At 54.0% G+C, this 26345-nt stretch carries 21 protein-coding genes; 16 read left to right on the top strand and 5 right to left on the bottom strand.

The window, feature by feature from the left end; all coding sequences use genetic code 11:
• Positions 1-389 precede the first annotated feature (389 nt).
• The 9 genes from prfB to argH all read left to right on the top strand — a co-directional run bounded on the left by prfB (position 390) and on the right by argH (position 11562).
• A protein-coding gene (gene prfB, locus BLQ82_RS24115; RefSeq protein ID WP_143013536.1) for a peptide chain release factor 2 occupies positions 390-1503 on the top strand; the annotation gives its coding sequence in 2 pieces (ribosomal slippage) (positions 390-461 and positions 463-1503; 1113 coding nt in all).
• A 104-nt stretch (positions 1504-1607) separates the two neighbouring features.
• Positions 1608-2501 carry a YitT family protein gene (locus tag BLQ82_RS24110; RefSeq protein WP_062523059.1) on the top strand — a complete coding sequence of 298 codons (894 nt, stop codon included), beginning with the start codon at positions 1608-1610 and terminating at the stop codon, positions 2499-2501.
• 215 nt (positions 2502-2716) lie between these two features.
• Complete coding sequence (gene argC / locus BLQ82_RS24105) at positions 2717-3772, top strand: N-acetyl-gamma-glutamyl-phosphate reductase (RefSeq protein ID WP_062523057.1); 1056 nt, start codon at positions 2717-2719, stop codon at positions 3770-3772.
• Positions 3773-3793: 21 nt separating this feature from the next.
• A complete protein-coding gene (gene argJ / locus BLQ82_RS24100; protein ID WP_062523055.1) occupies positions 3794-5026 on the top strand; it encodes a bifunctional glutamate N-acetyltransferase/amino-acid acetyltransferase ArgJ in 1233 nt (410 codons plus the stop codon).
• A gap of 41 nt (positions 5027-5067) precedes the next feature.
• Entirely contained in the window at positions 5068-5886 is an 819-nt protein-coding gene (argB, locus tag BLQ82_RS24095) for an acetylglutamate kinase (RefSeq protein WP_062523052.1), read from the top strand.
• A 315-nt stretch (positions 5887-6201) separates the two neighbouring features.
• Positions 6202-7488: an aspartate aminotransferase family protein gene (locus BLQ82_RS24090; protein ID WP_244280973.1), complete on the top strand. Its 1287-nt coding sequence runs from the start codon at positions 6202-6204 to the stop codon at positions 7486-7488.
• Positions 7485-8453 carry an ornithine carbamoyltransferase gene (argF, locus tag BLQ82_RS24085; protein ID WP_062523050.1) on the top strand — a complete coding sequence of 323 codons (969 nt, stop codon included), beginning with the start codon at positions 7485-7487 and terminating at the stop codon, positions 8451-8453. Before BLQ82_RS24090 ends, argF begins: the two co-directional genes overlap by 4 nt.
• 377 nt (positions 8454-8830) lie before the next feature.
• Positions 8831-10066: an argininosuccinate synthase gene (locus BLQ82_RS24075; RefSeq protein WP_062523048.1), complete on the top strand. Its 1236-nt coding sequence runs from the start codon at positions 8831-8833 to the stop codon at positions 10064-10066.
• A gap of 80 nt (positions 10067-10146) precedes the next feature.
• Positions 10147-11562: an argininosuccinate lyase gene (gene argH / locus BLQ82_RS24070; RefSeq protein WP_062523046.1), complete on the top strand. Its 1416-nt coding sequence runs from the start codon at positions 10147-10149 to the stop codon at positions 11560-11562.
• Between the two features lie 620 nt (positions 11563-12182).
• On the opposite strand, the gene BLQ82_RS24065 is transcribed toward argH, so the two are convergent.
• Entirely contained in the window at positions 12183-12968 is a 786-nt protein-coding gene (locus tag BLQ82_RS24065) for an alpha/beta hydrolase (protein ID WP_062523044.1), read from the bottom strand.
• 183 nt (positions 12969-13151) lie between these two features.
• On the opposite strand from BLQ82_RS24065, the gene BLQ82_RS24060 reads away from it, so the two are divergent.
• Positions 13152-13745 carry a DL-endopeptidase inhibitor IseA family protein gene (locus BLQ82_RS24060; RefSeq protein WP_062523042.1) on the top strand — a complete coding sequence of 198 codons (594 nt, stop codon included), beginning with the start codon at positions 13152-13154 and terminating at the stop codon, positions 13743-13745.
• Positions 13746-13895: 150 nt separating this feature from the next.
• On the opposite strand, the gene BLQ82_RS24055 is transcribed toward BLQ82_RS24060, so the two are convergent.
• Both BLQ82_RS24055 and BLQ82_RS24050 read right to left on the bottom strand, forming a co-directional pair.
• The gene (locus tag BLQ82_RS24055) at positions 13896-14303 is read right to left on the bottom strand and encodes a CBS domain-containing protein (RefSeq protein WP_062523039.1); all 408 of its coding nucleotides are present in this window, start codon (positions 14301-14303) and stop codon (positions 13896-13898) included.
• Positions 14304-14529: 226 nt separating this feature from the next.
• Positions 14530-15954 carry a VanW family protein gene (locus BLQ82_RS24050; protein ID WP_062523037.1) on the bottom strand — a complete coding sequence of 475 codons (1425 nt, stop codon included), beginning with the start codon at positions 15952-15954 and terminating at the stop codon, positions 14530-14532.
• Between the two features lie 332 nt (positions 15955-16286).
• Here BLQ82_RS24050 and ftsE point away from each other — a divergent pair, with 332 nt between their 5' ends.
• The 5 genes from ftsE (at position 16287) to BLQ82_RS24025 (ending at position 22349) form a co-directional block, all read left to right on the top strand.
• Positions 16287-16973, top strand: a complete 687-nt coding sequence (gene ftsE / locus BLQ82_RS24045; protein ID WP_062523138.1) for a cell division ATP-binding protein FtsE — start codon at positions 16287-16289, stop codon at positions 16971-16973.
• A complete protein-coding gene (ftsX, locus tag BLQ82_RS24040) occupies positions 16963-17877 on the top strand; it encodes a permease-like cell division protein FtsX (RefSeq protein ID WP_062523035.1) in 915 nt (304 codons plus the stop codon). Before ftsE ends, ftsX begins: the two co-directional genes overlap by 11 nt.
• Positions 17878-17933: 56 nt before the next feature.
• A complete protein-coding gene (locus BLQ82_RS24035) occupies positions 17934-19253 on the top strand; it encodes a murein hydrolase activator EnvC family protein (protein ID WP_062523033.1) in 1320 nt (439 codons plus the stop codon).
• Between the two features lie 145 nt (positions 19254-19398).
• Complete coding sequence (locus tag BLQ82_RS24030; protein ID WP_062523031.1) at positions 19399-20868, top strand: S41 family peptidase; 1470 nt, start codon at positions 19399-19401, stop codon at positions 20866-20868.
• Positions 20869-21029: 161 nt separating this feature from the next.
• Positions 21030-22349 carry a PDZ domain-containing protein gene (locus BLQ82_RS24025; RefSeq protein ID WP_425281119.1) on the top strand — a complete coding sequence of 440 codons (1320 nt, stop codon included), beginning with the start codon at positions 21030-21032 and terminating at the stop codon, positions 22347-22349.
• Positions 22350-23060: 711 nt separating this feature from the next.
• On the opposite strand, the gene BLQ82_RS24020 is transcribed toward BLQ82_RS24025, so the two are convergent.
• Both BLQ82_RS24020 and BLQ82_RS24015 read right to left on the bottom strand, forming a co-directional pair.
• Positions 23061-23723 carry a response regulator transcription factor gene (locus BLQ82_RS24020; protein ID WP_062523029.1) on the bottom strand — a complete coding sequence of 221 codons (663 nt, stop codon included), beginning with the start codon at positions 23721-23723 and terminating at the stop codon, positions 23061-23063.
• A gap of 343 nt (positions 23724-24066) precedes the next feature.
• Entirely contained in the window at positions 24067-25230 is a 1164-nt protein-coding gene (locus BLQ82_RS24015; protein WP_062523027.1) for a sensor histidine kinase, read from the bottom strand.
• Positions 25231-25398: 168 nt separating this feature from the next.
• On the opposite strand from BLQ82_RS24015, the gene BLQ82_RS24010 reads away from it, so the two are divergent.
• On the top strand, positions 25399-26334 hold the full coding sequence (locus tag BLQ82_RS24010; protein ID WP_062523025.1) for an ABC transporter ATP-binding protein: 936 nt from the start codon (positions 25399-25401) through the stop codon (positions 26332-26334).
• Positions 26335-26345 lie beyond the last annotated feature (11 nt).

The raw sequence follows: 26345 nt of genomic DNA, 5'->3' as shown, positions 1-26345 counted from the left end.
ATGACAATAAAAAGCGGCTGGGCCCGGGGGACTCCCCGTTTGCGGCCCGGCCGCTTTTTTGGGCATTAAGACTTGGGTGGATGAATCTAAGCAGATAAGGTCTTGAACTGAAAATCCGAGATGCAGGTGAAAGTAACGGAGGGGAAGTTTGGAACTGGAGGAGCGAACGCGTCCGCCTTTGTCTGCGGATTTCAACCGCAAATAGCGGTTCAATCGAAGAAATCTGCAGACAACAGCGGCCGGAAGTCCAAACATTCCCCGCAGTTACGTTTTCCACCGATCTAATGATCGTAAGTTCGGGTATCCTCGGAATGACTATATTCACCCTCTTTATGTCCAATAAGCCGCCCCGGCGCAATATTTTATTTTGAAAGGTGAAGTGACTCCACATGATCGATGCTAATGTTAAGCAGGACCTGCGTGAAATAGGCAAGAAACTAACTGACCTTAGGGGGTCTCTTTGACTTAGATCTCAAGCAGGAAATGATCGCGAACTTCGAAGAAAAGATGGCAGCACCCGGGTTCTGGGATGATCCCGAAAAAGCGCAAGGTGTAATTGCAGAGATGAATGCAGTGAAATCATCCGTAGATCAGTACGAGAAGCTGCAGCAGGAATATGACGATGCAGCGATGATGGTGGAGCTGGCGGATGAGGAGGGCGATGCGGAGCTGGCGGCAGAGGTTGCTGATACCATCCGCACTGTAGGCGGCAAGGTCGATGAATTCGAGCTGCAGCTGCTGCTCAACCAGCCGTATGACAAGCTCAATGCGATTCTGGAGCTGCATCCCGGGGCTGGCGGAACGGAATCCCAGGACTGGGGCCAAATGCTGCTGCGCATGTATACCCGCTGGGCGGAGAAACGCGGCTTCAAGGTAGAAGTCCTGGATTATTTGCCGGGTGACGAAGCCGGGATCAAGAGTGTTACTTTGCTAATCAAAGGTTACAATGTCTATGGCTACCTAAAGGCGGAAAAAGGAGTGCACCGTCTGGTGCGTATCTCCCCATTTGATGCATCAGGCCGACGGCATACCTCCTTTGTATCCTGCGATGTGGTGCCTGAGATTACGGATGATGTTGAGGTGGAAATCCGCACGGAGGACCTGAAGATTGATACGTACCGTGCCAGCGGCGCGGGCGGTCAGCATATCAATACAACCGACTCTGCGGTGCGTATCACTCACTTGCCTACCGGCGTGGTAGTCACCTGCCAGAATGAGCGGTCGCAGATCAAGAACCGGGAACAGGCGATGAAGATGCTGCGTTCCAAGCTGTATGAGCGCAAGCTGCAGGAGCAGCAGCAGCAGCTTGATGAAATTCGCGGCGAGCAATCTGATATTGCCTGGGGAAGCCAGATCCGCTCCTATGTATTCCATCCCTATAGCATGGTAAAGGATCACCGTACTTCCGTGGAAACCGGAAATGTCGGGGCAGTGATGGACGGCGATCTGGACGCTTTTATCGATGGATATTTGCGCAGCCAGATTAAGACAGAAGCTGAATAAGGGCATCATGATAATTCCTACGCGTCTTCGGAGGTGTAGGAATTTTTTTGAGAAGATTAGGCAGTCTATGCTTCAAGTACAACGTTAAGGAGAAAACAACCTGCATGCAAAAAATGAATTCACGCAATAAACCCCCGTTAATTCCACTCAATGGGCCCTTGCGCCATACGGTGGATATTCTGCTGATTCTGCTGGGCTCGTTGATTACGGGTCTGGCGTTTAATCTGTTTTTCCTGCCGAGCAGAATTGCTTCCGGAGGGGTGTCCGGCTTGTCCGTACTCGCGGAGGCCTGGCTGGGGGCTGAACCGGCGTTCACCCAGTGGGCGCTGAATATTCCGCTCTTTATCCTGGGCGTGGTGTTCCTCGGCAAACAATATGGCCTCCGTTCGCTGCTGGGCAGCTTTGTGCTGCCGCTGTTTATCTTTTTGACGAAGGATGGGCCGGTTCCGACCACGAATCCGCTGCTTGCCTCTATTTACGGAGGGATTGGTGTCGGGCTTGGGCTGGGACTGGTATTCCGCGGGCGCGGGTCTACGGGCGGTTTGACCATTTTGGCGCAGATTATTCAGAAGATTACAGGGTTCAGCTTCTCGCTGTCTGTCGTGCTGCTGGATGGTACGGTGATTACGCTGGCTGCTTTTGTACTGGGCATGGAACAGGCGATGTATGCCTTGATCGGCTTGTTTGTAACGGGCAAGGTGATCAATGCGTTGGAGGTGGGCTTCAGCACAACCAAGGTGGCGTATATCATTTCCGACCAGACGGAAGAGATCTCACAGGCGATTTTGAACGATCTGGACCGTGGCTTGACCAAGCTGAATGCGCAAGGCGGGTATACCGGCGATAGCCGTACGGTGCTTATGGTGGTAGTGGGGCAAAATGAGATCACCCGGCTGAAAGCCATAGTGCGTTCTGTGGATCCGGGAGCGTTCGTGATTATCACGGAGGCGCATGAGGTGCTGGGCGAAGGGTTCAAAAGAGAGGTGCAGTCTCCTTAGGGGGCTGCTTCTTTTTTTGGCGAAAAGGTTTCGATGATCTGGACCGAATAAGCCTGAAGCGGATAGGATAGGGAGTGTGGACTCCTTTATAGGAGGACTTAAGCCGGATTTCAATAAACTTGACGTTACATGTTGTATTTATATTAATTCGGTCGTATAATAATACATATTTCTAAGAGCGGTATTCATTTATATATGAAAAGCAGGAAGCGGGGATGACTGTGACTGGTAAGCTGAGAGCAGCAATTGTGGGATCGACGGGATATGGGGGCGTGGAGCTGATTAGGCTGCTGCAGGGCCACCCTGATATAGAGATTACTTCAGTGGTTTCTTCTTCAAGCGCCGGCACGCCTATTGAGGAGGGTTTTCCGCATTTAACGGGGATTGTGCAGCGCAATCTGGATGGAGTGGACGCGGCGGAGATCGCCGGGAGGGCGGATGTGGTGTTTACAGCAACGCCTTCGGGGGTAAGTGCCAAGCTGGTGCCGGAGCTGCTGGAGGCAGGACTGAAGGTGGTTGATCTGTCCGGTGACTTCCGGCTGAAGGACGGCACGGAATATGAGCAGTGGTATAAGCATCCGGCTCCGCCTGAAGCGTATCTGCAACAGGCTGTATACGGATTATGCGAGGTGTTCGGGGAACGGGCGGCTGGAGTGGACTTTGTCTCCAATCCGGGTTGCTATCCGACAGCTACGCTGCTGGGCTTGGTTCCTGCGCTGCAAGCTGGTTGGATTAAACCGGACAGCATTATTATTGATGCCAAATCGGGTGTATCCGGCGCAGGCCGGGGCACGAGTCTAACGGTCCATTACGCCGAGATCAATGAGAATTTCAAAGCTTACAAGGTCAACAAGCATCAGCATATTCCCGAAATTGAGCAGACCCTGACGGAGATCGCCGGAGAAAAAGTGACGATTACGTTCACTACGCACCTGGTGCCGATGACGCGGGGAATTATGAGCACGATGTACGCCGGGATGAGCGGCGGGTACAGCGAGCAGGATTTTGTGGACTTATACCGTAAGTATTATGCAGGTCGTCCTTATGTGCGGGTTCGTGATGCGGGTGTGCTTCCAGCCACCAAAGAGGTCAGCGGTTCCAATTATTGTGATATCGGTTTTGCCACAGACGCCCGTACAGGCCGGGTAACGATTGTATCCGTCATTGACAATATTGTTAAAGGTGCGGCGGGGCAAGCGATTCAGAACCTGAATTTGATGATGGGATGGGAGGAAACCCGCGGACTTGGTTACACACCAGTGTATCCATAAGCTTCAGCGGTCAACAATATAATGAGTGAGAAACAAGTTTTTACCATCGTTGAGGGCGGAAGTGTTACAACCCCTAAGGGGTTTACGGCTGGCGGACTGCACTGCGGACTCAAAAAAACGGAGCGCAACGATCTGGCGGCCATCCTCTGTGAGGTGCCGGCGACAGCGGCTGCGGTATATACAACGAATGTATTCCAGGCTGCACCGCTGAAGGTGACGCGGGAGAGTCTGGCGGACGGGACGCTGCAGGCGGTCATCGTGAACAGCGGGAATGCCAATGCCTGTACCGGTGAACAGGGCGAAGCCGATGCCTATGAAATGCGTGCTGCCGCTGCCCGTCAGCTTGGGGTGAATGAACAGGATGTCGCGGTGGCTTCTACCGGTGTCATCGGCGAGCTGCTGAAGATGGACCGTGTGCGCAGCGGCATTGCCGGACTGCCGGAGAAGCTGGACGGAGGAGCCGCCGGGGCGGAAGAGTTCTGCCAGGCTATTTTAACGACAGATCTGGTTAAAAAAGAATGCTGCGTCAAAGTAAAAGTCGGTGAAGTGGAAGTTACAATTGCCGGGGCTGCTAAAGGCTCGGGAATGATTCATCCGAATATGGCGACCATGCTGGGCTTCATGACCACGGATGCTGTGATTGACGGCGGGGATCTGCTCAGTCTGCTGCGTACCGCGACCAACACCACTTTTAATATGATTACGGTAGATGGAGATACAAGCACCAATGATATGCTGGTCACGATGGCGAGCGGGCTGGCCGGGAATGCCAAGCTGACGCAGCTGCATGCGGACTGGGATGCTTTTGCCGCTGCATTCACACATGTGTGCAAAAGTCTGGCTATGGCGATTGCCCGTGACGGCGAAGGAGCGACAAAGCTGATTGAAGTGCAGATTGACGGTGCAGTGCATGATGAGGCTGCGGCGGCGATTGCCAAGACAGTGGTCGGCTCCAGTCTTGTGAAATCGGCGATTTTTGGCGCAGATGCCAACTGGGGCAGAATTATTGCGGCAGTAGGACGCGCAGGAGTGCCGGTATCCCCGGAACGGGTGGATATTTCACTTGGCGGGATCGAAGTGCTGCGAGAGTCGAAGCCGGTGGCTTTTGATGAAGAGAAAGCTCTGCATTATTTGCAAAAAAGCGATACCGTGCTGATTACCGTAGCTTTGTCTGACGGAGAAGGCAAGGCTACCGCCTGGGGCTGCGATCTGACGTATGATTATGTGCGCATTAATGCCGCATACCGTACCTGATTCACGGCTGGGGCTCAGCTTACTGGGGGGATACCAATACTATGACTTTTGAACCTGTTGAGAATCATAAGGCTGGCGGGCTGTTCGTTATGAAATGTGGCGGCAGTACGCTGGCGGCGCTTCCGGATTCATTTTTTGACGATTTGCGGGAGCTGCAGTTGAACGGTGCCCAGCCGGTTATAGTGCATGGCGGCGGACCTGCGATCTCCGGCAATCTGGAGAAGCTTGGCATTGAGAGCAGCTTTGTGAACGGCTTGCGGGTGACGACCGAGGAAGTGCTGGATGTGGTGGAAATGACGCTGGCGGGGAGCATCAACAAGGCGATTGTCCGAAGGATTCAAGGCAGCGGCGGGCAGGCGCTCGGCTTATCCGGTGTGGATGGGCGGCTCATTACGGCCCGGCTGGTTGCCAATAGCGATGAAGTTGGGCTGGTCGGTGAAGTGACTGAGGTCAAGGCAGAGATTGTACAGGGTGTTCTGGCGATGGGCTATATTCCTGTGATCGCGCCAATCGGTGTGGATGCCGGGGGCCAGCGCTACAATATTAATGCGGATACGGCGGCGGGTGCGGTGGCTTCTTTTGTCGGATCGCCCCAAATGATTGTGGTCACGGATGTGCCGGGTATTATGCGCACGCTGGATGGCCGCAAAACCGTGCTTCCGTCTGTGACGGTAGGGCAGATTGAAGATTTGATCGAGAATGGCGAAATTTACGGCGGAATGATTCCAAAAGTGCGTGCCGCGATCGATTGTATCCAGGGCAGTGTGTCTGAAGTCGTGATTGTTGACGGCAAGGAGCCGCGGGTGCTCAGCCGGGTGCTGCAGGGTGAAGAGTTGGGAACACGGATTATTCGTTCATAACTATATAAGATGAACTTAAAGAATTCATAAAAGGGTAGAAGTGCGGAGGGGAAGTTTGGATACTTACAGAGCGAATGCGTCCGCCTGAAAGCTTTCTGTAGGAAAGCTCGCTATCTTCAGCATAATCAGTCACCGGATTTCAACCGCTAAGGCGGTTCCAATCAAGAAATTCTTACGACAACAGCGGCTGGAAGTCCAAACAAACATTCCCCGTAGTTACGACCATACCCCACAATGTAAAACTAAAGTTCAACTTATATAATAACAAGCGCTGACGGGAATACCGGAAGCAGCATGGTGGGAGAGTGACTAAGAATGAGTGAGCTTACGCAAGCGGACAAAGATTCTTTGACAGGGGCACCGCAGGACCGTTCAGTAGAAGCAGGGGTTCAGGAGGCTGCTCCTGCCAAGCTGAGTGCGGTATTCCCGTCCTACGCCAGATATGACATCAGTCTGGTCAAGGGCAAGGGCAGCTGGGTGTGGGATGATCAGGGCAACAAGTATCTGGACTTTATGTGCGGGCTGGCGGTAACGAGCCTTGGCCACGCGCCGGAGAAGGTTGGTGCGAAGCTGAAGGCGCAGATTGACACCCTGTGGCATGTCTCGAACCTGTTCCACATTCCGGGACAGGACCGGGTGGCTGCGCTGCTTACAGCGAACAGCTGCGCAGATCAGGTGTTTTTTTGCAACAGCGGGGCGGAAGCGAATGAAGCAGCGATCAAGCTGGCGCGCCGTTATCACCAGAAGGTGAAGGGAACGGGCCGCTATGAAGTGATTACGTTCGAGCAGTCCTTCCATGGACGTACATTGGCCACCCTGACGGCTACCGGACAGCAAAAGGTAAAAGAAGGCTTCCTGCCGCTTCCGGCAGGCTTCAAGACCGTGCCGCTGCATGATCTTCCGGCGCTGAAGGCTGCAATCTCCGGGAATACCGCAGCAATTATGCTGGAGATGGTTCTGGCCGAAGGCGGCGTGCTGGAGGTGCAGCAGGAATTCCTGGCTGCGGTGGTTGAGCTGTGCAAAGAGCACGGGCTGCTGCTGATCGTGGATGAGGTGCAGACTGGTATGGGACGTACGGGCAAGCTGTTTGCGCATCAGCATTACGGCATTGAGCCGGATATTTTCACTTTGGCCAAAGGGGTGGCCAGCGGCTTCCCGGCAGGTGTTATGCTGGGCAAAGGTTATCTGCGTGAAGCGTTCAGCCCGGGCAGTCATGCCAGCACCTTCGGCGGTACGCCGCTGGCTGCGGCAGTCATGGAAGCAACGATTGAAACGATGCTGGAAGATAATCTGGCGCAGCGTGCCGCCGACATGGGCGAGTACCTGAAGGGACTGCTCGGAGACAAGCTGGCGGATACGCCGTTTGTGAAGGAGATCCGCGGCAAAGGCCTGCTCATCGGCATCGAATGCGCGGCACCGGTAGCAGATATCGTACTGGCCGGACAGAAGCGCGGGCTGCTGTTCGTGCAGGCCGGACCCAACGTGATTCGGCTGCTGCCTAACCTGTACGTAAGCGTCGAGGAGATTCACCAGGCGGTGGACATCCTTTCAGAACTCATTCATACTTATGCTAACAATGGAAAGTGGGAGGCAGGTTCATGAGCCAGGAAGTGAAAAACGGTGCACAACAAATCGCGCAGCAGCTCAAAGGCCGTGATTTGCTGGAGCTGAACGACTACAGCCCGGAGGAAATCACATATTTGATTGATTTGGCGATTGAGCTGAAGCGGAAGCAAAAGAGCGGGGAGGTCTACCAGCCGCTGAAGGGCAAAACGATCGGGCTTATTTTCGAAAAATCCTCGACCCGCACACGCGTCTCGTTCGAAGTGGGTATGTACCAGCTCGGCGGTCATGCACTGTTCCTGAGCAAAAATGACATTCAGCTCGGACGCGGCGAAACCGTCGGCGATACGGCGCAGGTCATGTCCCGTTATCTGGACGGCATTATGATCCGCACCTTCGGCCATGACAAAGTAGAGGATCTGGCCCGTTATGCATCGGTGCCTGTGATCAACGGCCTGAGCGATCTGGCCCATCCGTGCCAGGTGCTGGCTGATTACCAGACCGTCTACGAGCACAAAGGCAAGCTGAAGGGCCTGAAGCTGGCCTACATCGGCGATGGCAACAACATGGCGCATTCCCTGCTGATCGGCGGTGCCAAGCTGGGCGTGCATGTCTCGGTTGCCGGACCGGAAGGCTATGAGCCGGATGCGGCTGTCGTTGCGGAGGCGCGCGAGATTGCCAAGGAAACCGGATCGGTAATCGTGGTTACCCGCAGCCCGCAGGAAGCCGTACAGGACGCCGATGTAATCTACACAGATGTCTGGGCGAGCATGGGCTTTGAGGCTGAGCAGCTGGCGCGTGAGGCTGCGTTCAAGGACTACCAGGTCAACGAGGAACTCGTCAAAGGCGCGAAGAGCGACTACCTGTTCCTGCACTGCCTGCCGGCTCACCGTGAGGAAGAGGTCAGCACCAGCGTAATCGACGGCCCGAACTCGGTCATCTTCGACCAGGCTGAGAACCGCCTGCATGCGCAGAAAGCGCTGATGGCGGCATTGATGGGCTAAGGACCGTATTCACGGGCTAAGCTATAGCTAAGAGCTCAGAGTATTCAGCGATCTGGAGTAAATCAGGATTGGTCATGCAAATCTGGCAAGGCTCTTGCTTGGTCTTATATTATATAAAACACTATATAGGTTGAACTTAGATGAGCGTTAGATTCCGGTGCATAGCAGCGGAGTGAAAGTTTGGAACTGTAGGAGCGCTAGCGTCCGCCTTTGTCTCCGGATTTCAACCGCGATCAGCGGTACCAATCAAGAAATCTGGAGACAACAGCGGCCGGAAGTCCAAACATTTCACGCAGTTGCGTCCGGGCACCGGGTATCTATAGGCAATCTCAAGAAGTTCATCCTATACCCCCGACACGAAAGGAAGTTGCACCCCCATGCCAAAAGAAAAAATCGTGCTCGCCTACTCCGGCGGGCTGGATACCTCGGTCATCCTGAAATGGCTGAAAGAAACTTATGATGCGGAGATTATTGCTTTTACAGCCGATATCGGCCAGAAGGAAGAGCTGGATGGCCTGGAGGAAAAAGCCCTCGCAACCGGCGCGTCGAAGGTCTACATCGATGATCTTCGCGACGAATTTGCGAGCGACTTCATCTACCCGATGTTCCAGTCGGGCGCTTTGTATGAAGGCCAATACCTGCTCGGCACAAGCATCGCCCGTCCGCTGATTGCGAAGCGTATGGTGGACATCGCCATCGCTGAAGGAGCAACGGCTATTGCCCATGGCGCAACCGGCAAAGGGAATGACCAGGTGCGTTTCGAACTGAACGCAGCGGCCTTATCGCCAAGCATCAAGGTGATTGCACCTTGGCGGCTTGAAGAGTTCCGTAACCAGTTCCCCGGCCGGGCGGAAATGATCGCCTATGCGGAAGCCAACGGCATTCCGGTTCAGGCCTCGGCGGCCAAGCCGTATTCCATGGACCGCAACCTGCTGCACATCAGCTATGAGAGCGGCGTGCTGGAAGATCCGTGGTTCGATCCTAGCGCACCGGAGAACAAGGGAATGTTCCTTCTCAGCAACGCGCCGGAGGATGCCCCGGATCAGCCGGAATACCTGGAGCTGGAATTCCTCAAGGGAGATTGTGTCGCACTGAATGGCGAGCCTCTATCTCCACTGCAGGTTATGGAGAAGCTGAATGAGCTGGGCGGCAAGCATGGTATTGGACGTGTGGATATGGTGGAGAACCGTTTTGTCGGCATGAAGAGCCGCGGCGTGTACGAAACACCGGGCGGAACCATCCTGTTCACCGCTCACCGCAAAATGGAGTCCATCACGATGGACCGCGAAGTGATGAACCTGCGCGACAGCCTGATTACCCGCTACAGCACACTCGTGTACAACGGCTTCTGGTTCGCGCCTGAACGCCTTGCGCTGCAGGCGCTGGTGAAGGAAAGCCAGAAGAACGTTACCGGCACCGTGCGCGTGAAGCTGTACAAAGGCAACATCATCGGAGCCGGCGTGAAGTCTCCGGTCAGCCTGTACAATCCGGAGATTGCCACTATGGAGGCAGACCCGACTCAGGCATATGATCAAGGGGATGCTACAGGCTTTATCCGCCTGAACGCCCTGCGTTTGAAGGTATCGGCTGGCGTGGCAGAATCGGACAAATAACATAACCAGACAGCCGAAGGCCGTTCCTCCCGTCAGGACAGGGGCGGCCCTTCTAACGTCAATAGAGGAGGATACAACAGGTGAGCAAGCTGTGGGGCGGACGTTTTACCAAAGGAACGAATAAACTGGTGGAGGAATATACGGCCTCCATCGGATTTGATAAGCTACTTGCTGAAGAGGATGTGCAGGGCAGTCTGGCTCATGTCACAATGCTGGGCAAATGCGGCATCCTGCCGCAGGACGATGTAGAGACGATCAAGAATGGACTGAACAAGGTGCTCGACAAAGTCCGTGCGGGAGAGATTGTTTTTTCCGTGGCAGATGAAGATATTCATATGAATATTGAAAAGAATCTGATCGAGGAGATAGGCCCGGTCGGCGGCAAGCTGCACACCGGACGCAGCCGCAACGATCAGGTGGCTACGGATATGCACCTGTACTTGCGCAATCGGGTGGTGGAGCTGGTGGCCCTGCTGCATGAGCTGCAGGAAGCGCTGATCGGTCAAGCCAAAGACAACGTGGATACGATCGTTCCGGGCTATACGCATCTGCAGCGTGCCCAGCCGATCCTGTTCGCTCATCACCTGCTGGCTTACGTGTCTATGTTCCGTCGTGATGCTGAACGCCTGACGGACAGCTACAAGCGGATCAACGTGCTGCCGCTGGGAGCAGGGGCGCTTGCGGGAACCACTTTCCCGATTGACCGCCATTTTGTAGCGGAGCAGCTCGGGTTCGACAGTGTCTATGAGAACAGCCTAGACGCGGTCAGCGACCGGGATTTCATCGTCGAATTTCTGGCCAACGCGGCGCTGGTGATGACTCACCTCTCCCGGCTCAGTGAAGAGCTGGTGCTGTGGAGCAGCACGGAGTTCAGCTTCGTGGAGCTGGATGATGCCTTCTGCACAGGCAGCAGCATTATGCCGCAGAAGAAAAACCCGGATGTGCCTGAGCTGGTACGGGGCAAGACGGGCCGTGTCTACGGCAACCTGATCGGGCTGCTGACGGTACTCAAGTCCCTGCCGCTGGCATACAACAAAGATATGCAGGAAGACAAAGAGGGCATGTTCGATACTGTAGCCACTTTGACAGGAGCGCTGCAGCTGTTCGCGCCAATGATCTCTACGATGAAGGTGAACAAGAGCCGGATGCGTGAAGCCGTTAATACGGACTTCTCTAACGCGACGGATATCGCTGACTTCCTGGTAGGCAAAGGTCTGCCTTTCCGCCAGGCGCATGAGGTCATCGGCAAGACGGTGCTGTACTGTATTAACGAAGGCAAATTCCTGCTGGATCTGACGCTGGAGGAGTTCAAGCAGTTCTCCCCGCTGTTCGATGAGCAGATCTACGCCGTGCTGCAGCCAGAGGCTGTGGTGAACGCCCGCAATGTCTATGGCGGTACGGCTACGGTGCAGGTCAAGGCAGCGATTGAACGGGCAGAGACAGCCTTGAACGATGCCAGTGAGTGGATTGCGCAGCACGCAAATACTATCCGGTAAAAAGAGGCCGGTTGGCTACAATAGATTGCAGGATAGATTGTTGAATAAATTACTTGATAGATTGCTGAATTGATTGCCGGAATGAACAAAAGACTGTCTATCGCCGCATCACTGGATGTGGGGAGGACAGTTTTTTAATTGTATGGAAAATAGTGAACTTTCTTCGTTGTAGAAGGCGGGTATAGAGTTTGAGAAAAGAATCTTTTAGTTGGACTAGTCTAAAGGACGAATGTGGAACGAAACAACAGCAGAACTGCCGTTGTTGAAGCACTGAAGTGGAAAAAGGAAACTTAAATTCCTTAGAAATCAACATTCGCGGAGGTTGAGTGGAAAAAGGAAACCTAATTCGGGGGGATTCCCTCATGTGAAGCGAAATGGGCTGATTTAGTGCAACTTTTTCCACTTAACCAGCCGGGTTGCTTAATGCTCAAGCAAATTAATGATACTTTTTCCACCTAATCAGCTAAAGAAGCGCCAAGAAGACACGTACCTTTGAATTCTGCGTAATCGGGCAAAATCGGAGTAATGAAAGATTCCACAACAAGCTAAGTTCTATCAGGACTTAGCCTGTTGTGCGTCCACCTTAAGCTTGCGGGTTACAGTTCAGGCTAGGCCTGCCCTTATTTACCCAGAGGCAGCCAGGCCAGCACATCACGGATTTTGGTATCCCAATAGCCCCATTCATGATCGCCCGGACCTTCCTCATAGGTTAAGGACAGCGACGTCTTGGCGCAGGCCCTGCGGAAGGCTTGGTTGTCTTCATAGAGGAAATCCTCTGTTCCGCAGCACTGGTAGAGAAGCGGCTTAGGACCCTTGGAGCGGTCTACCTCTTTCAGCAGGTATAGCAAATCATCCGGAGTGTTCTCAATACTCTGTTTGCCAAAAATCCGTTCATACTCTGGGGACTTCTTGGTTGGATCCTCCGGGTTCAGGAAATGATGCGCCATATCGAGCGCTCCCGACAGGCTTGCCGCCGCCGCAAAGGCTTCAGGCTTGCGCAGTCCCAGCTTGACCGCCCCATAGCCGCCCATCGACAGCCCGGCCACAAAGGTATCCTCGCGTTTGGGGGACAGGGGGAAGAATGAACGGGCCAGCGCGGGCAGCTCTTCACTGATAAAGGTCCAGTACCGGCCTCCCTCGTACATATCCGTATAAAAGCCCCGGTGCACCTGCGGCATCACCACTGCAATCCCCATTTGTGCCACATAGCGCTCAATGGAAGTGCGGCGGAGCCAGATGGAGTCGTCATCCGAGAGGCCGTGCAGCAGATAGAGTGTCGGGTGCAGTGTTCCCTTAGTAACATTGTTCATGCCAATTTGCGTAGTAGTCTGTTGCGGCAAAATCACCGTCATGGAGGTGCTTAGTCCCAGTACATCCGAATAAAATCTGCACTCAATCAAAGCCATATTTTTATCTCCTTTCCCTTCAGCCCAAATCATAGCACAGGACCAAACAGATATAAATTGTAAAAATCTTATTTTTATCCTGCCGTAATCCTGTTTTGACCCTATAGGGAATTGGGTATTTTAACTTGCAAGCTGCAGTAAGTTATAAAGTACTTATTGCACAATTATAAGGAGGAATTAATTATGAACAAAAAAGTGCTGCTCAGCTCACTCGCTCTTTCACTGGGTCTGGTATCAGCGGGGAGCGGAGCGTTCGCGGCTTCGCCATCCTTTGGAATCGAAGGGGTAAAGGCGGTGGCGGTATCCGCGCCAGGCAAGGAAGGTCCGGCAACGATTAACAATCTGACGGTGAAGAGTGTGATCCCGCTCCTGGTTCACGCCAAGAAGCTGTATACATATACCAGTCGTGGGGGCGTAACATTTCAACCGGAAACGTTTCAATATAAAGGCACGGAGTACCGTTATCTCTCCAGTGATATTGGGAGCAAGCAGCAGCTGATGAGTTATGTCAAACGCGCCTATACGCACAATGCCGCTGCGTTTTATGTGCAGACACAGTTTTTGGAGCAGAACGGACGAATGGCGCAAGTAAATACCGATATAGGCAATTCAATGCAGTATGATAAGGCAACAGCGCGTATGGTTTCGAAGACTGCGACCACTGCTGTATTTGAGTTAAGTGTGCCGGATCAGGGGACGAACCAAAGCGTAGTGGTGAAGCTGAAGAAAGTGAGCGGATATTGGAGAATTGACATGTCTCCGGACACGCTGTTTTAACAGCGTGCTGAGGCTGTCAGGAGGAATGGAGAAGCGAAAGAGCAGCAGTTGGGGCGGAGCAGACTGAATGGGCGGAAGGCAAATAGAAAGCCGGCCAGGAATGCGCAGGGGTTGTACAGGGGATACCCTGGGTACGACCTGGAGAGCCGCTTAATGCTGCTCCCGCGTCAGGTCAGAAACATACACCACACCGGCAAAAGCTCCTTCCTCCGTAACGATAATGCAATCGTTCTTCATCGCTTCTGGGCGTTCCAAGGCTGACGTCAGAACGTGTTCCGGCGGGGTAAAGATGTCAACGGTCAGCGGTTTACGGTTCATGAGCCTGGTTACGGGTTCACGGTAGAACAATTCCATACCTGAATGTCCGGTAACCTTGAGGAAAAAGCGTTCACACATCAAGAGGCCGGCCGGCGTATGGTCTGGATGGCAGACAACGAGACATTTGGCTTCGGGGTGCTGGAACAACACGCGGAGGGTTTCACGGCAGGTATGGGCAGCGGGGACGGTTGGGGCGATGCGGAGCAAGGCAGATAACGGATTGGAAGCAATTATGCTCATCGCAGTTCATCCTTTCTGTTACAAATTTTCCCTTAAGGATACCACTCCATCGTAAAGGGCATGTGCTGCCGAAGTAAGCGCAATGTAAAAGCAGGGGCGGCAAGCTGCCGCTCCAGTTAATCTTCATGTCAAAAAGGCGGCAGGACTATGATTGTCCTGACCGCCTTTTTGATGATACGCAGGAGTAGAGCGTGCCGACTGGAAGCCGCCAGGCGTATGGGTTACATCAACCCCGGACACCATCCTCTACCAGGGGCTGCCTGCGGGAATCGGGCTGGATGGACTTGCCCATGCCGCCCCGGTTGATGGCGATGATGCGTTTTTGCGCGTAATAGGTGTCCCGGGAGAGCAGCTTCTTTTCTACGGCTTTGCCGTCCACGAGCCGGGTGATGTAGGTTTCAACGATGTAGCCGGTTTTTCCGTTCTGGATAACCCGTGTGCCTCCGCGCGGGAGTGAAGGGTCGCTCACATATTTATCGGCGGGTGCAAGCAGCTCCACCGTCCGGGACTGGACCAGGAAGGTGACGTTCTTCGGGAACGTGCCGAACAGCTTCACCGTTAAGGTGCGGCCTTGGACGGCGGCATGGATCATCAGAGATTTGCCGGTATTGTTGCGGAAGCGGAAGTTAATGTTGCCTTCAGAGAAGGTGGCATCCTGTCCCTTCGGCAGATAGTTAACCGGCAGCGAATGGTTCCGCCGCTCCACGATTTCGAGCCCTGAACGCAGGGCAGCGTTATACAGCGTGCTGGATACCTGGCAGATTCCTCCGCCCACCCCAGGCTGCAGCCGGCCGTTGACGATAACCGGTGCTTCCCTGAAGCCGGTGTCAGCCTGGGCCTTCTGAATGGCCTTGCCGTAATCGAAGACAGCACCCGGAGGCAGAAGGGTGCCGTTGACGGCTTGGGCGGCAGCCTGGACATTGAAGGTGCGGCCGGGGCCGCTTGCCCCGAGGGAGGTGCTGAACTGTGCAATTTTCCGCTCAATGCCCTGCTCCTTCAGGGTCTTCAGCGTGACCTCCGGCTCCCGGATGCTGAGCGGAACTTCAAGCACGATCCGTTTGCCCTGAAGGCTGTCGGCATTGCGGAGTGACAGGGGGACCGCTGCCTGCAGGGTAAGCTCCAGTGCATGCCAGTCTACCTTATAGGAGGTTTTCCCGGGCGTGTATACCACACGGTCATCTGCGGTGATGCGCCGTTCAGCGTCTACAGGGGCCCCAAAGGTTTCTTTTTCCCAGTCAGGATTCAGACTTTTCTGCAGCTGTGCCAGATCCAGATGTGCCCCAAGTTCCCAGCTGCGGGAAAAACTCCAGCGGGCGCGCACCCGTTCCAGCAGTCCGCCTTCAGTGAGCGAATTCAGGCCCTGCAGAAAGTCTTCTGCCTCATAGGTCATACCCGCCTGCTGCAGTGTAACAGTGAGCTTGGTGTTAGGCTCTGCTTTCAGTGTTAAAGGAACGGCCTCGAGCGCTTGCAGTCTGGTGGCTAGTCCCGCGCGTACTTCGGCTATATCCATACCTCCGACGTCCCAGCCGGCGACAGAGGTTTTGGGGGGAAGCGTCTGCTGACTGCCATATAAATGAAGTCCTCCGGCTATAAGGGAGCCGGCCAGGATCAGGCTTATTAGGGCAATGAGGGCAGCATGGATTTTTTTCATAAAAGATCTCCTTCAGTTGGGCGGATTTGCGCGGACTGGGCGCAGGCCAGGAATACTAGACTTAATGAATGGCTTTTACAGCCGATATAAATAGATAGAACCGGTAGCAGGCCGGTTGTTTCTGGATTTGCAGTAATGTAGATGCAAGCGGTGATGCTGAGGTTTTTTCCGGTTTTTAATATACTTTTTATGTATATGTGCGATATCGGTAAAACTTTCGGGTACTCAAGCGGTTACGGATTTGTTACAATAGATACGCCTGCGGTATTCATGCAGTTTATGGAAACTTCCGCGGTTTGCTGCGGAATATGTCAGAATCGGGAAGTGATGAAGTGATTGAAATGCAGGATGTGTGGAAGACCTATTCGAACGGAACCCATGCGCTCCAGGGCGTATCCGTCAAGATCGACCGCAATGAATTCGTCTATGTTGTCGGACCGTCCGGCGCCGGTAAATCAACGTTCATGAAATTAATTTATAGAGAAGAAATGCCAACCAAAGGACAAATTTCGGTAGGCGGGTTCAATATAGGCAAGCTGAAGCCGCGCAAAATCCCCTATGTCCGCCGCAATATCGGAGTGGTCTTTCAGGATTTCCGCCTGCTGCCGAAGCTCACGGCCTATGAGAATGTCGCGTTTGCCATGGAGGTTATCGAAGCTCCGAAGAAAGTGATTAAGAAACGTGTACCTGAAGTGCTCGAATTAGTGGGCCTGCGCAGCAAAGCGAACCGTGAGCCCTCTCAGCTGTCCGGCGGGGAGCAGCAGCGGATTGCAATCGCCCGGGCGATAGTCAACAACCCCTCTGTCATTATTGCGGACGAGCCTACCGGGAACCTGGATCCTGAAACCTCGTGGGGAATCATGCAGCTGCTGGACGAAATTAATTTTCGCGGGACAACCATTGTGATGGCGACTCACAACAGGGATATCGTCAACAAAATGCGCAAACGGGTCCTGGCCATCGAGAACGGAAATATCGTCAGAGACCAAGTGAGAGGGGAATATGGTTATGAGTTTTAAAACCTTCTTGCGGCATGTGCGGGAAGGCTTCAAAAATGTATTCCGCAACGGCTGGATGTCGGTGGCTTCCATCACTTCCATTGTCGTCTCCCTATTCGTGCTTGGTGTCTTTATATTGCTTGTGCTTAATGTCAACGCTATCGCCGACAAGGCGGACAGCCAGGTGCAGATCAACGTACATCTGGCATTGAATACCGACCAGAAGATGCGTGAAACGCTGGAGAATGAAATCGGCAGCATGCCGGAGGTCAGCAAGGTGGAGTTCGTCTCCAAGGAGCAGGGGCTGAAGGAATTCCGCGAGGATATGGGGCCGGATGCCGCCGAGCTGCTCGAAGGCTTTGATAAGGATAATAACCCGCTGCCGGATAAGCTGCTCGTGGAGGTCATTCAGCCTACGACGGTTCCGTTTGTGGCGGAGAAGATAGAAGCGCTTAACAAGTCTCATGAAGAGAAGCCGATTTACAAAGTGAATTATGGCAAAGGCTCGGTGGAGACGCTCTTCAAGGTGACGAAGGCAGTACGCAACATCGGGTTTATTTTTGTAGCGGGACTGGCGCTCATGTCGATGTTCCTGATCTCCAATACGATCCGGGTAACGATACTTGCCCGCCGCAAGGAGATTGGCATTATGAAGCTGGTGGGTGCGACGAATTATTTTATCCGCTGGCCCTTCTTTATTGAAGGAGCGCTGATCGGGCTGATCGGCTCGCTGGTTACCTCGGGGGCGCTTTATGCAGGCTACAGCAGTCTCGTGTCCTCTGTCCAGGGGGACCCGATGCTGGGGCTGCAGCTGATTCCGTTTCAGGATATTTGGGTTCTGCTCTGCGGGCTGCTTGTCGGCCTCGGTGTGCTGATCGGTATATGGGGAAGTACCGTATCGATCCGCAAATTCCTCAAAGTATAGTCTATGATCCGATTCCAGGATGACCATCTTACAAGACAAAGGACGGGGAGTGCGAGTTGAAGAAGATTGCCGCCGGGCTGGCCGCTGTGCTGCTGGTTGCCACACTATTCCAACCCTCTGACGGATATGCCAAAAAAACCACGGTTGCAGAAATCGACAAGCAGCTGAAACAGCTGCAGCAGGAGGTTCAGGCTGCCAAAGCTGCGCAGGACAAGGCTGCTTCACGGAACCAGGAAGCCAAGCATTATTTGAATAAAACGAATCTTAATCTGCAGTACGTGCTGGATCAAATTGATCAGGTTAAAGGCCAAATGACGGATATTTCCGGCAGAATCGCCAGCACGGAGAAATCGCTGAACATTACGGCCAGCGAACTCGATGAGGCGGAAGCACGTGTGGCTTCCCGTGAGAAGCTGCTGGAGTCCAGGGTCCGCCTGATGTATACCGACGGTGCGGTTTCCTATTTGGATGTTTTGCTCTCATCCACCAGTTTTTCCGATTTCCTGGACCGGGCGGATTCCCTCAAAATGATTGTCGACCAGGATCAGGACCTGCTCGTGCAGCACAAGCTGGACAAGCAGACGGTTATTGCCAAGAAACAGGAGCTTGAAGGGCAGTACGCCCAGGCCAAGCAGCTGTATACGGATCTGGAGTCCCAGCGGAGTACGCTGAAAGAGAAGGAGGCGGAGAAGCAGGAGCTGATCGCCTACTACGATAAGGAAATCCACGAGACGGATGGCCTCACGGAAGAGCAGGATGCCAAGCTGGTGCAGCTGGCCACCCAGCGCTCCGTGCTGGAGAACAAGAAGGACCAGATCAAAGCGGAAGAAGCCGCACGCAAAGCAGCGGCAGCCAAAGCCGAAGCGGCACGGAGAGCGGCAGCCGCTGCTGCGGCGGCCAAAGCCCGGGCTGCCAGCAGCAGTTCAAGCTCCAGCTCCGGCTCGGACAGCGACCCAAGCTACTCTGAATATGCGGGCGGAAACGGGCCATTCCTGCTTCCTGTCGGATCGGCACGGATTTCTTCCCCATACGGGCTACGGACCCATCCGGTGACCGGTGAAGTAGGTAAGATGCATACGGGTACGGACTTTGCCGTTCCGCAAGGGACAAGCATTCATGCTGCCGATTCCGGTACGGTCATTGTCGCTGAATGGTGGAGCGGCTATGGATATACGGTAGTGATTGACCATGGCGGCGGGGTATGGACGCTCTACGGCCATATCCGCGAAGGCGGCATTAAGGTTAGTGTGGGCGAACGGGTATCCCGCGGCCAGACCATTGCTGAATCGGGTGCAACCGGCCGCGTCACCGGCCCGCATCTGCACTTTGAAGTGCGGATCGACGGCAAACCGGTTGATCCGATGCCTTACCTGTGAGACTTGGGACGGCTGGAATGGACTTGGAATGATATTATAAATATTAATTTGGTTTACGGCATATACTGGAAGAGATACCGTTCTTCACAGAACGGGCGTGTCCTCAGCTTCATGACATGGGACAAGAAGGGACGGTGGGAACATCATGTTGAAGAAAAGCACAGCGGCTTTTATGATTGTCGCTGCCTTGCTGTGCGGAAGCCTGCTGACCTTGGGCGTCACCGGCTATGCGGATATATTCGGACGGGCTGCGGGTGAAAGTGCGGCGGCAGCGCTTGTGCCGCCAGGCGGCCTGCAGGAGAAGGAATCACAGAAGCTTGGAACCGCGCTGAGCCTCATTGAGGGCTATTACTACGAAAAGGTAGACCGGACGAAGCTGATCGACGGTGCCGTCAATGGAATGATGGAAGCGCTGGGCGATCCTTATTCAAATTATATGGGCAAGGAAACCGCTGAGAAGTTTGAGGAAAGTATTGAAGGCTCTTTCTCGGGAATCGGGGCTGAGGTCTCCTCGGAGAACGGGAAGGTGGTTATAGTCTCCCCAATCAAAGGCTCACCGGCTGAAAAGGCAGGCCTCAAGGCCAAAGACGTGATTCTGTCGGTAAACGGGGCAACGCTCGAAGGCATGGAGCTGAATGATGCGGTGGCTAAGATCCGCGGACCGAAGGGAAGCAAGGCCACGCTCAAGATCCAGCGTACCGGAGCGGCGGAACCGCTTGAATACGTGCTTACCCGCGATGATGTGAAGCTGGAAACCGTCTATGCCAAGCTCGAAAAGGATGGTGTAGGCGTTATCGAGGTTACCCAGTTCTCCATGAATACTGCTGAGCGGTTCAAGGAAGAGCTTGGCAAGCTGGAGAAGCAGGGCATGAAGGGACTCGTCATTGATGTCCGCAACGATCCGGGCGGCGTACTGCCGGTGGTGATTGATATGGCCGAACAATTCGTGCCGGCGGGCAAGACCATTGTGCAGGTGGAGGAAAAGGGCAAGAAGCCGGAAGTCAGCCCTTCTAAAGGCTCAAGCAAAAAATATCCGGTCGTTGTACTGATGAATAAAGGCAGCGCAAGCGCCTCGGAGATTCTGGCCGGCGCCCTGCAGCAGTCTGCAGGAGCCAAGCTGATCGGAGAAAATTCCTTCGGCAAAGGCACGGTCCAGACGAGCTTCGACAAGCAGCTCGGCGACGGCAGCCTGCTGAAGATTACGATTGCCAAATGGCTGACGCCAAACGGCACATGGATTCACGGCAAGGGCATCAAGCCGGATATCGCGGTGGCCCAGCCGGATTATTTCTCGGTAGCGCCGATTAACAAAAGCGTATCACTGCAATACAACATGAACAACGCGGATGTCAAAAGTGCACAGACCATGCTGGACGGTCTGGGCTACAAACCGGGCCGCAAGGACGGTTATTTCGATACTGCGACCAAAGATGCGGTGAAGAAATTTCAGAGTGCCTCCAAGCTGCAGGCGACAGGCATCATTGATGCCAAGACCGCCGAAGCGCTGGAGCTGGCGCTAATCAAAGCCATTCAGAATCCGGTCAACGACAACCAGCTCAATCGGGGAATTGCCGAGGTTCAGAAGGAAATTCAGGCGTCGTTGTCGAAAAAGTAAGAAGGCTGAGTTCAGCCTTCTTTTTTTCTAAAAATATTTGAATGTATATGTTTCCCGCTATGAATGACTTTTCTATTTCTCCCTGTAACGGTACCTGAAAGCGAACGCTGCATTGCTGCAGATCAACACTACCCGGACTTAAAAGGAGTGTGACGAACGGTTTGAATGGAATGCCGGAACTGCTTACTAGCTGGGGCACAGCAGTCGTACATCTGCTGATTCAGCCCTATTACTATATTGCTATTTTGTTTATTGCTCTCTACTACCGCAGGCAGGTGGCGCTGGAGCGGAAATTAATTCACGTGAAGCTGCACAGCTGGGGCCGCGAAACCTGGCGTACGGTATGGAGCGGCCTGGTTGCGGGACTGGCCGTTTCTCTGGCTGCTGTCGCTCTGGGGGTATCCCTGACCGGTACGGCGGTGGCCATCATTTGGGTTGTCAGCCTGGTGCTTATGCTGTTCCGTGTGCGCTATTTGTGTTTTGCCTACTCCATAGGGTTGCTTGGCATCCTGCAATTTGTCCTTTCGTTTTTTCCGGACACACTGCAGAGCGGGCTGGCCGGCACCATCGCCACCGCGCTGCGGGAGATGGATATTCCTGCCCTGCTGGTGCTGGCCGCTCTGCTGCATCTGGCCGAGGCGCTGCTGGCGCGCTGGCAGGGTGCAAGGCTGGCTGCGCCGCTCTTTCTCAAAGGCAAGCGCGGCAAGGTGGTCGGCGGCTATCAGCTGGAGGCGTTCTGGCCGCTGCCGCTGTTCCTGCTGATTCCTTCGGGCACAGGAATCGGCGATCTGCCCTGGCACCCGCTGCTGGGCGGCGGGCTGGGCCTGGTGTCCCTGCCGGTCATCATCGGTTTCAGCGAGATGACCCAAGGGCTGCTGCCCGGGCGAAAGAGCGCCCGCACGGCAGGACGGCTGCTGCTGTACAGCACCGTCCTGCTGGCTCTAAGCGGGCTTGCCGCCTGGTGGAGCCCGCTGACCGTGCTCGCGGCGCTCGCCGCGGTGCTGCTGCACGAAGCACTGGGCTGGTACAGCGCTCTGGAGGAGCGCAGTCTAAGCCCGATCTTCGTGCATCCTCCAGCCGGCCGCAAGGTGCTGGCCGTGCTGCCGGACAGCCCCGCGCAGGAGCTGGGCATCCTGCCGGGCGAGATCCTGCTGAAGGTCAACGGGGTCCTGTTGACCGATGCCGCGCAGCTGCATGAGGCGCTGCGCATGAATCCCGCGTTCTGCAAGCTGGAGGTGCAGAACCGCGCCGGCGAGAGCAAATACCTCCAGCGCGCGATCTATGCTGGCGACCACCATCAGCTCGGCATCATTCTGGTACCGGAGCCGGACGGTTCGGTCACCGCAGAGGCCAAGTCTTCCAGCATCTTCAGCATTATCGCGATGAAGACTGGGGCGAGCCGCCGGGGTCTTCCATCCGGCGGACTGGGACGGGCCAAGGGCACAGCTGCGGAGCCTGAGAAGGAATCAACCGGAGTCTAGCATGGCCGATTCTTGCGGCTCCGGATATTGGACAGAGCTCCAGCAATTATTATGGACACCTACCCATCCGGGAAATGGCCAGTTATACAGGGCTGTAACAATTCAAAAGCCTGTGTTCTCCTGATATTCAGGAAGCACAGGCTTTTTTAATGTATAGGAATTATAGAATACAAAAAATTGCGGATTACTTGAAAGTTGCCGGCGATGCAGGCGGCGCACTCGGGCTCATCTGCAGCATGAAGCGGACGGAGCAGACCTTATTTTGCGAAAAAGCCTGCTTTCCTGCGGATGCGGGCTCATTCAGCTCATGGAGTAGTCTATGTTGGAAAAAGTATCACTAATTCGGCTGAAAACGGTCGTATGGGATGAATAGGTATGAATTAGGTGTACAAAATCCCACTAAAACCTGCTGTAGCCAAAATTTCAGCTGAGTAGTTTTACTTTTTCCACTTAGATTCAGTTCCTTATGAGCCTCATTGCATTCCCCGGCTTTCAAGTTCTCCAGTTCAACTCATATAGGGGGATTCCTTACAAAAGTTGAACGTTCCTTACGTAAGTTGAACTTTAGATTCTCATCTTGGGTTTGAACGCAGCTGCGGGGAATGTGTGGACATCCGGCCGCTGTGCAGCTAGGCTCGCAAGCAGGTAGGCGCAAGCAGGTAGGCTCACAAGCAGGTAGACTCGCAAGCAGTTGGCTGGCCGCCACAAACCTCAATTTCCGTGTTCCCGCTGATTCTTCCAATAGAAGATGGCGATTTGTGTCCGGTCCCGCAGGCCGAGCTTGCTGAGGATATCGGTGATGTAATTTTTGACCGTGCCTTCACTTAAAAAGAGTCCGGCAGCGATTTCCTTATTGGTATGGCCTTCCGCGATTAAGGATACCACGGCCAGCTCGGCTTTGGTCAGCCCGTACGCCTCCAACGTCTTAGGCATCGCCTCCTTCGGAGGTGCGGCCGGCTGCAGAAAACCAGCCAGCTTGCGGGCGATGTCAGGATGGATGAGCAGATTGCCTTCATGTACGGTTTTGATACCCTGGATAATCCGGTCCGGCGGAATATTTTTCAGCAAATACCCGCTCGCCCCGTTCCGCAGCGCTTCGATAATGTATTCGTCGTCGTCGAAGGTCGTCAGCATCAGCACGGAGATACCGGGGAAGGCTTCCTTGATGGATTTGGTGCCCTCGACACCGTCGCAGTCCGGCATCCGGATATCCATCAGCACCACATCGGCATGAGGCAGCTGCTTCAGCAGGGCCAGAGCTTCACGGCCATCGCCAGCGGAGCCCGCTACCTCAATTTCCGGGTCCAGTGCAACCAGTACCTTAAGGCTTTCGCGGATAAATGAATCGTCGTCAACGATAACTACTTTAATCATGTGAGGCCGGTCTCCTTTAGCTGTAGAAGTTGAATTTTAAATCTCTTGGTGTATACAACTTATAGAATTATGTATATAAATTGAACTTGAGTTTTTTCGATTTTGGGGTTGGTCGTGACTACAGAGAAGGTTTGGACTTCCAGCCGCTGTTGTCGTAAGCATTTCTTGATTGGAACCGCCTTTAGCGGTTGAAATCCGCTGACTGATGATGCTGAAGATAGCGAGCTTTCCTACGGAAAGCTTTCAGGCGGGCGCTACCGCTCCTACAGTTCCAAACTTCTCCTCCGCTACTTTTCCCCTTATTCTTAATTTTTCAAGTTCAATCTATATATAGCAGAACATTTTACAGTGGAAGTTTGTCGGGCTGATTGTGCAGGGCAATCCTGGTAATGACAGCGAACTCCGGCTCCAGCTGAAGCTCCAGCGTTCCACCGACCAAATGGACCCGTTCGGCCATTCCCTGCAGACCCATCCCTCCTTTGCCCCTGAGTTTCAGCAGAGGGTTTTCTTCCGGGCGCTGTCCGTTATTGCCTACCTCCATGGCCACCTCCTGCTCGCTGAACGAGACTTTGATCCATACAGCGGTGGCTTGACCATGGCGGAGAGCATTGGTGAGAGCCTCCTGGGCGTTTTTGTAGAGGGTGACCCGTACGCTGGGATACAGGGGATACGGTATGCCGTACACCTGGTAGGAGGTTTCAATGCCGGTATCCCGGCCAAGCTCCTCCAGCAGCCGGTCCAGCGCATAAGCCCCTTCAAGCTGCGAGCCATAGTTGATCCGCCGGACAGCAGCACGCATATCGTCCATACTGGCCGCCAGCTGGTCCCGGATCTGATTCATCATGTCCATCCCTGTCTCCGGTGAATGCGGCAGCGTGTGGATGGCGGCCTCAGTCATCATTTTGACCCGGATCAGGCGGTGGCCGATATCGTCATGCAGCTGACGGGCAATCCGTACTCTTTCCTCAGCTTGAGCGGCCCCTTCGATCTGGGCGGTGAATTGGAGCAGGCTGCTGCGGGCTTCTTCCAGCTCAAAATGCTTTTTGCGCAGTTCGTCATAAAGGAACAGTGTGTCAACTCTCCCGCGCCCTGCGCGCATAAGCAGCTTATTCAGGGCAGCGGAGAACAAAAAGGTAAGGTTCATAACCACCCGTATCCGGGGCTCTGCGCCGCTTAACGCCACATTTAGCGCCACAGCATGAATAACGAAGAAGACAAGCACCACTGGCCTGTTCTCTAGTCGGGAGTAATTCAACAGTGCCGAAACGGCCGGGAAAATCATCAGATCTCCATAATGCTGGCACAGCCAGGCCGTATAGAGCAGCTCAATGGCGCAGGCCAGCGCACGGAGAGGACCCGGCAGCCGCCCGCCAAGAGCGACAACGAGCAGCAGCAAAAGAAAATGGAAAGTAAACAGCTCATAGTCGGCATAGTCATAGAGATAGATGGCCATCAGGGCAGGGATGATCATAAGCGCATAGCGCAGGACATTCATTTCTCTGTTCAAATGGAGGTCATCCTTTATAAGGTTGTTATGTTTATCTTAGCATAAGAACCTGCTGATTCAGGAGATGACTTAAGTCACCTCCAATTCATGACCTTTCGTACCTTCGGCGGCCTCCATCTTACGCTACAATAAATCCATAGAAGCATACAGGAACAGGAGAGATGAAAGATGGCATTTGCAGTCCTAAGCGATGTAGTGAAACGGTATGATCAAAAACTAACGGTAGATCACGTGAATTTCAGCATTCAGGAAGGAGAGATTTTCGGCCTGCTCGGCCCGAACGGTGCGGGGAAAAGCACCACCATCAGTATGATCTGCGGCTTGCTGAAGGCTGACGGCGGCGATATTGTGATTGACGGACTGTCAGTCCTGAGCAAACCGCTTGAGGTCAAAAAACGCATCGGTCTCGTTCCCCAGGAGCTGGCCTTATATGAAAATATGACCGCAACAGAAAATGTGAGCTTTTTCGGCAAGCTATACGGACTGCGCGGCAAGCTGCTGAAGGAACGGGTTGAGGAGGCGCTGGCCTTCACCGGACTTAGTGACCGGGCAAAGGACAAACCGTCTACCTTCTCCGGCGGAATGAAAAGAAGGCTGAACATCGCCTGTGCGATCATGCACCGTCCGAAGCTGATTATTATGGATGAGCCGACCGTGGGAATTGATCCCCAATCGCGCAATCACATTCTGGAATCGGTAAAAGCTCTGAACAAGCTGGGCTCAACAGTCATCTATACGAGCCACTATATGGAGGAAGTAGCGGCTATATGCGACCGGGTAGCGATTATGGACAAAGGCCACATCATTGCCTGCGGAACCGAACACGAGCTGCGGGAGCGGGTCGCCCATGAAGAAAAGATTGTTGTAAAGGCCTCCCATATTACGCCGGCCCTGATCCAAGAGCTGAAGCAGCACCCGCGGATCAGCCGCGTCGAGCTGAACGAAGATACAGTAGAGCTGTACTTACCCTCCTCGCAAAGTGAGCTGCAGGACATTTTATTTATTTTTGCCAAGCATGAAGGGGTTATTGCTTCCCTGAATATTGAAGAGCCGGATCTGGAGACCCTGTTTCTCAGCCTGACCGGGCGGACCTTGCGGGACTAGAAGAGGAGGAG

This window comes from Paenibacillus jilunlii (genome assembly GCF_900102965.1).
GTDB classification, from domain to species: Bacteria; Bacillota; Bacilli; order Paenibacillales; family Paenibacillaceae; genus Paenibacillus_AQ; species Paenibacillus_AQ jilunlii.
The sequence above is the reverse complement of the archived record's forward strand: the minus strand, read 5'-3'. Positions and strand labels throughout refer to the sequence as shown.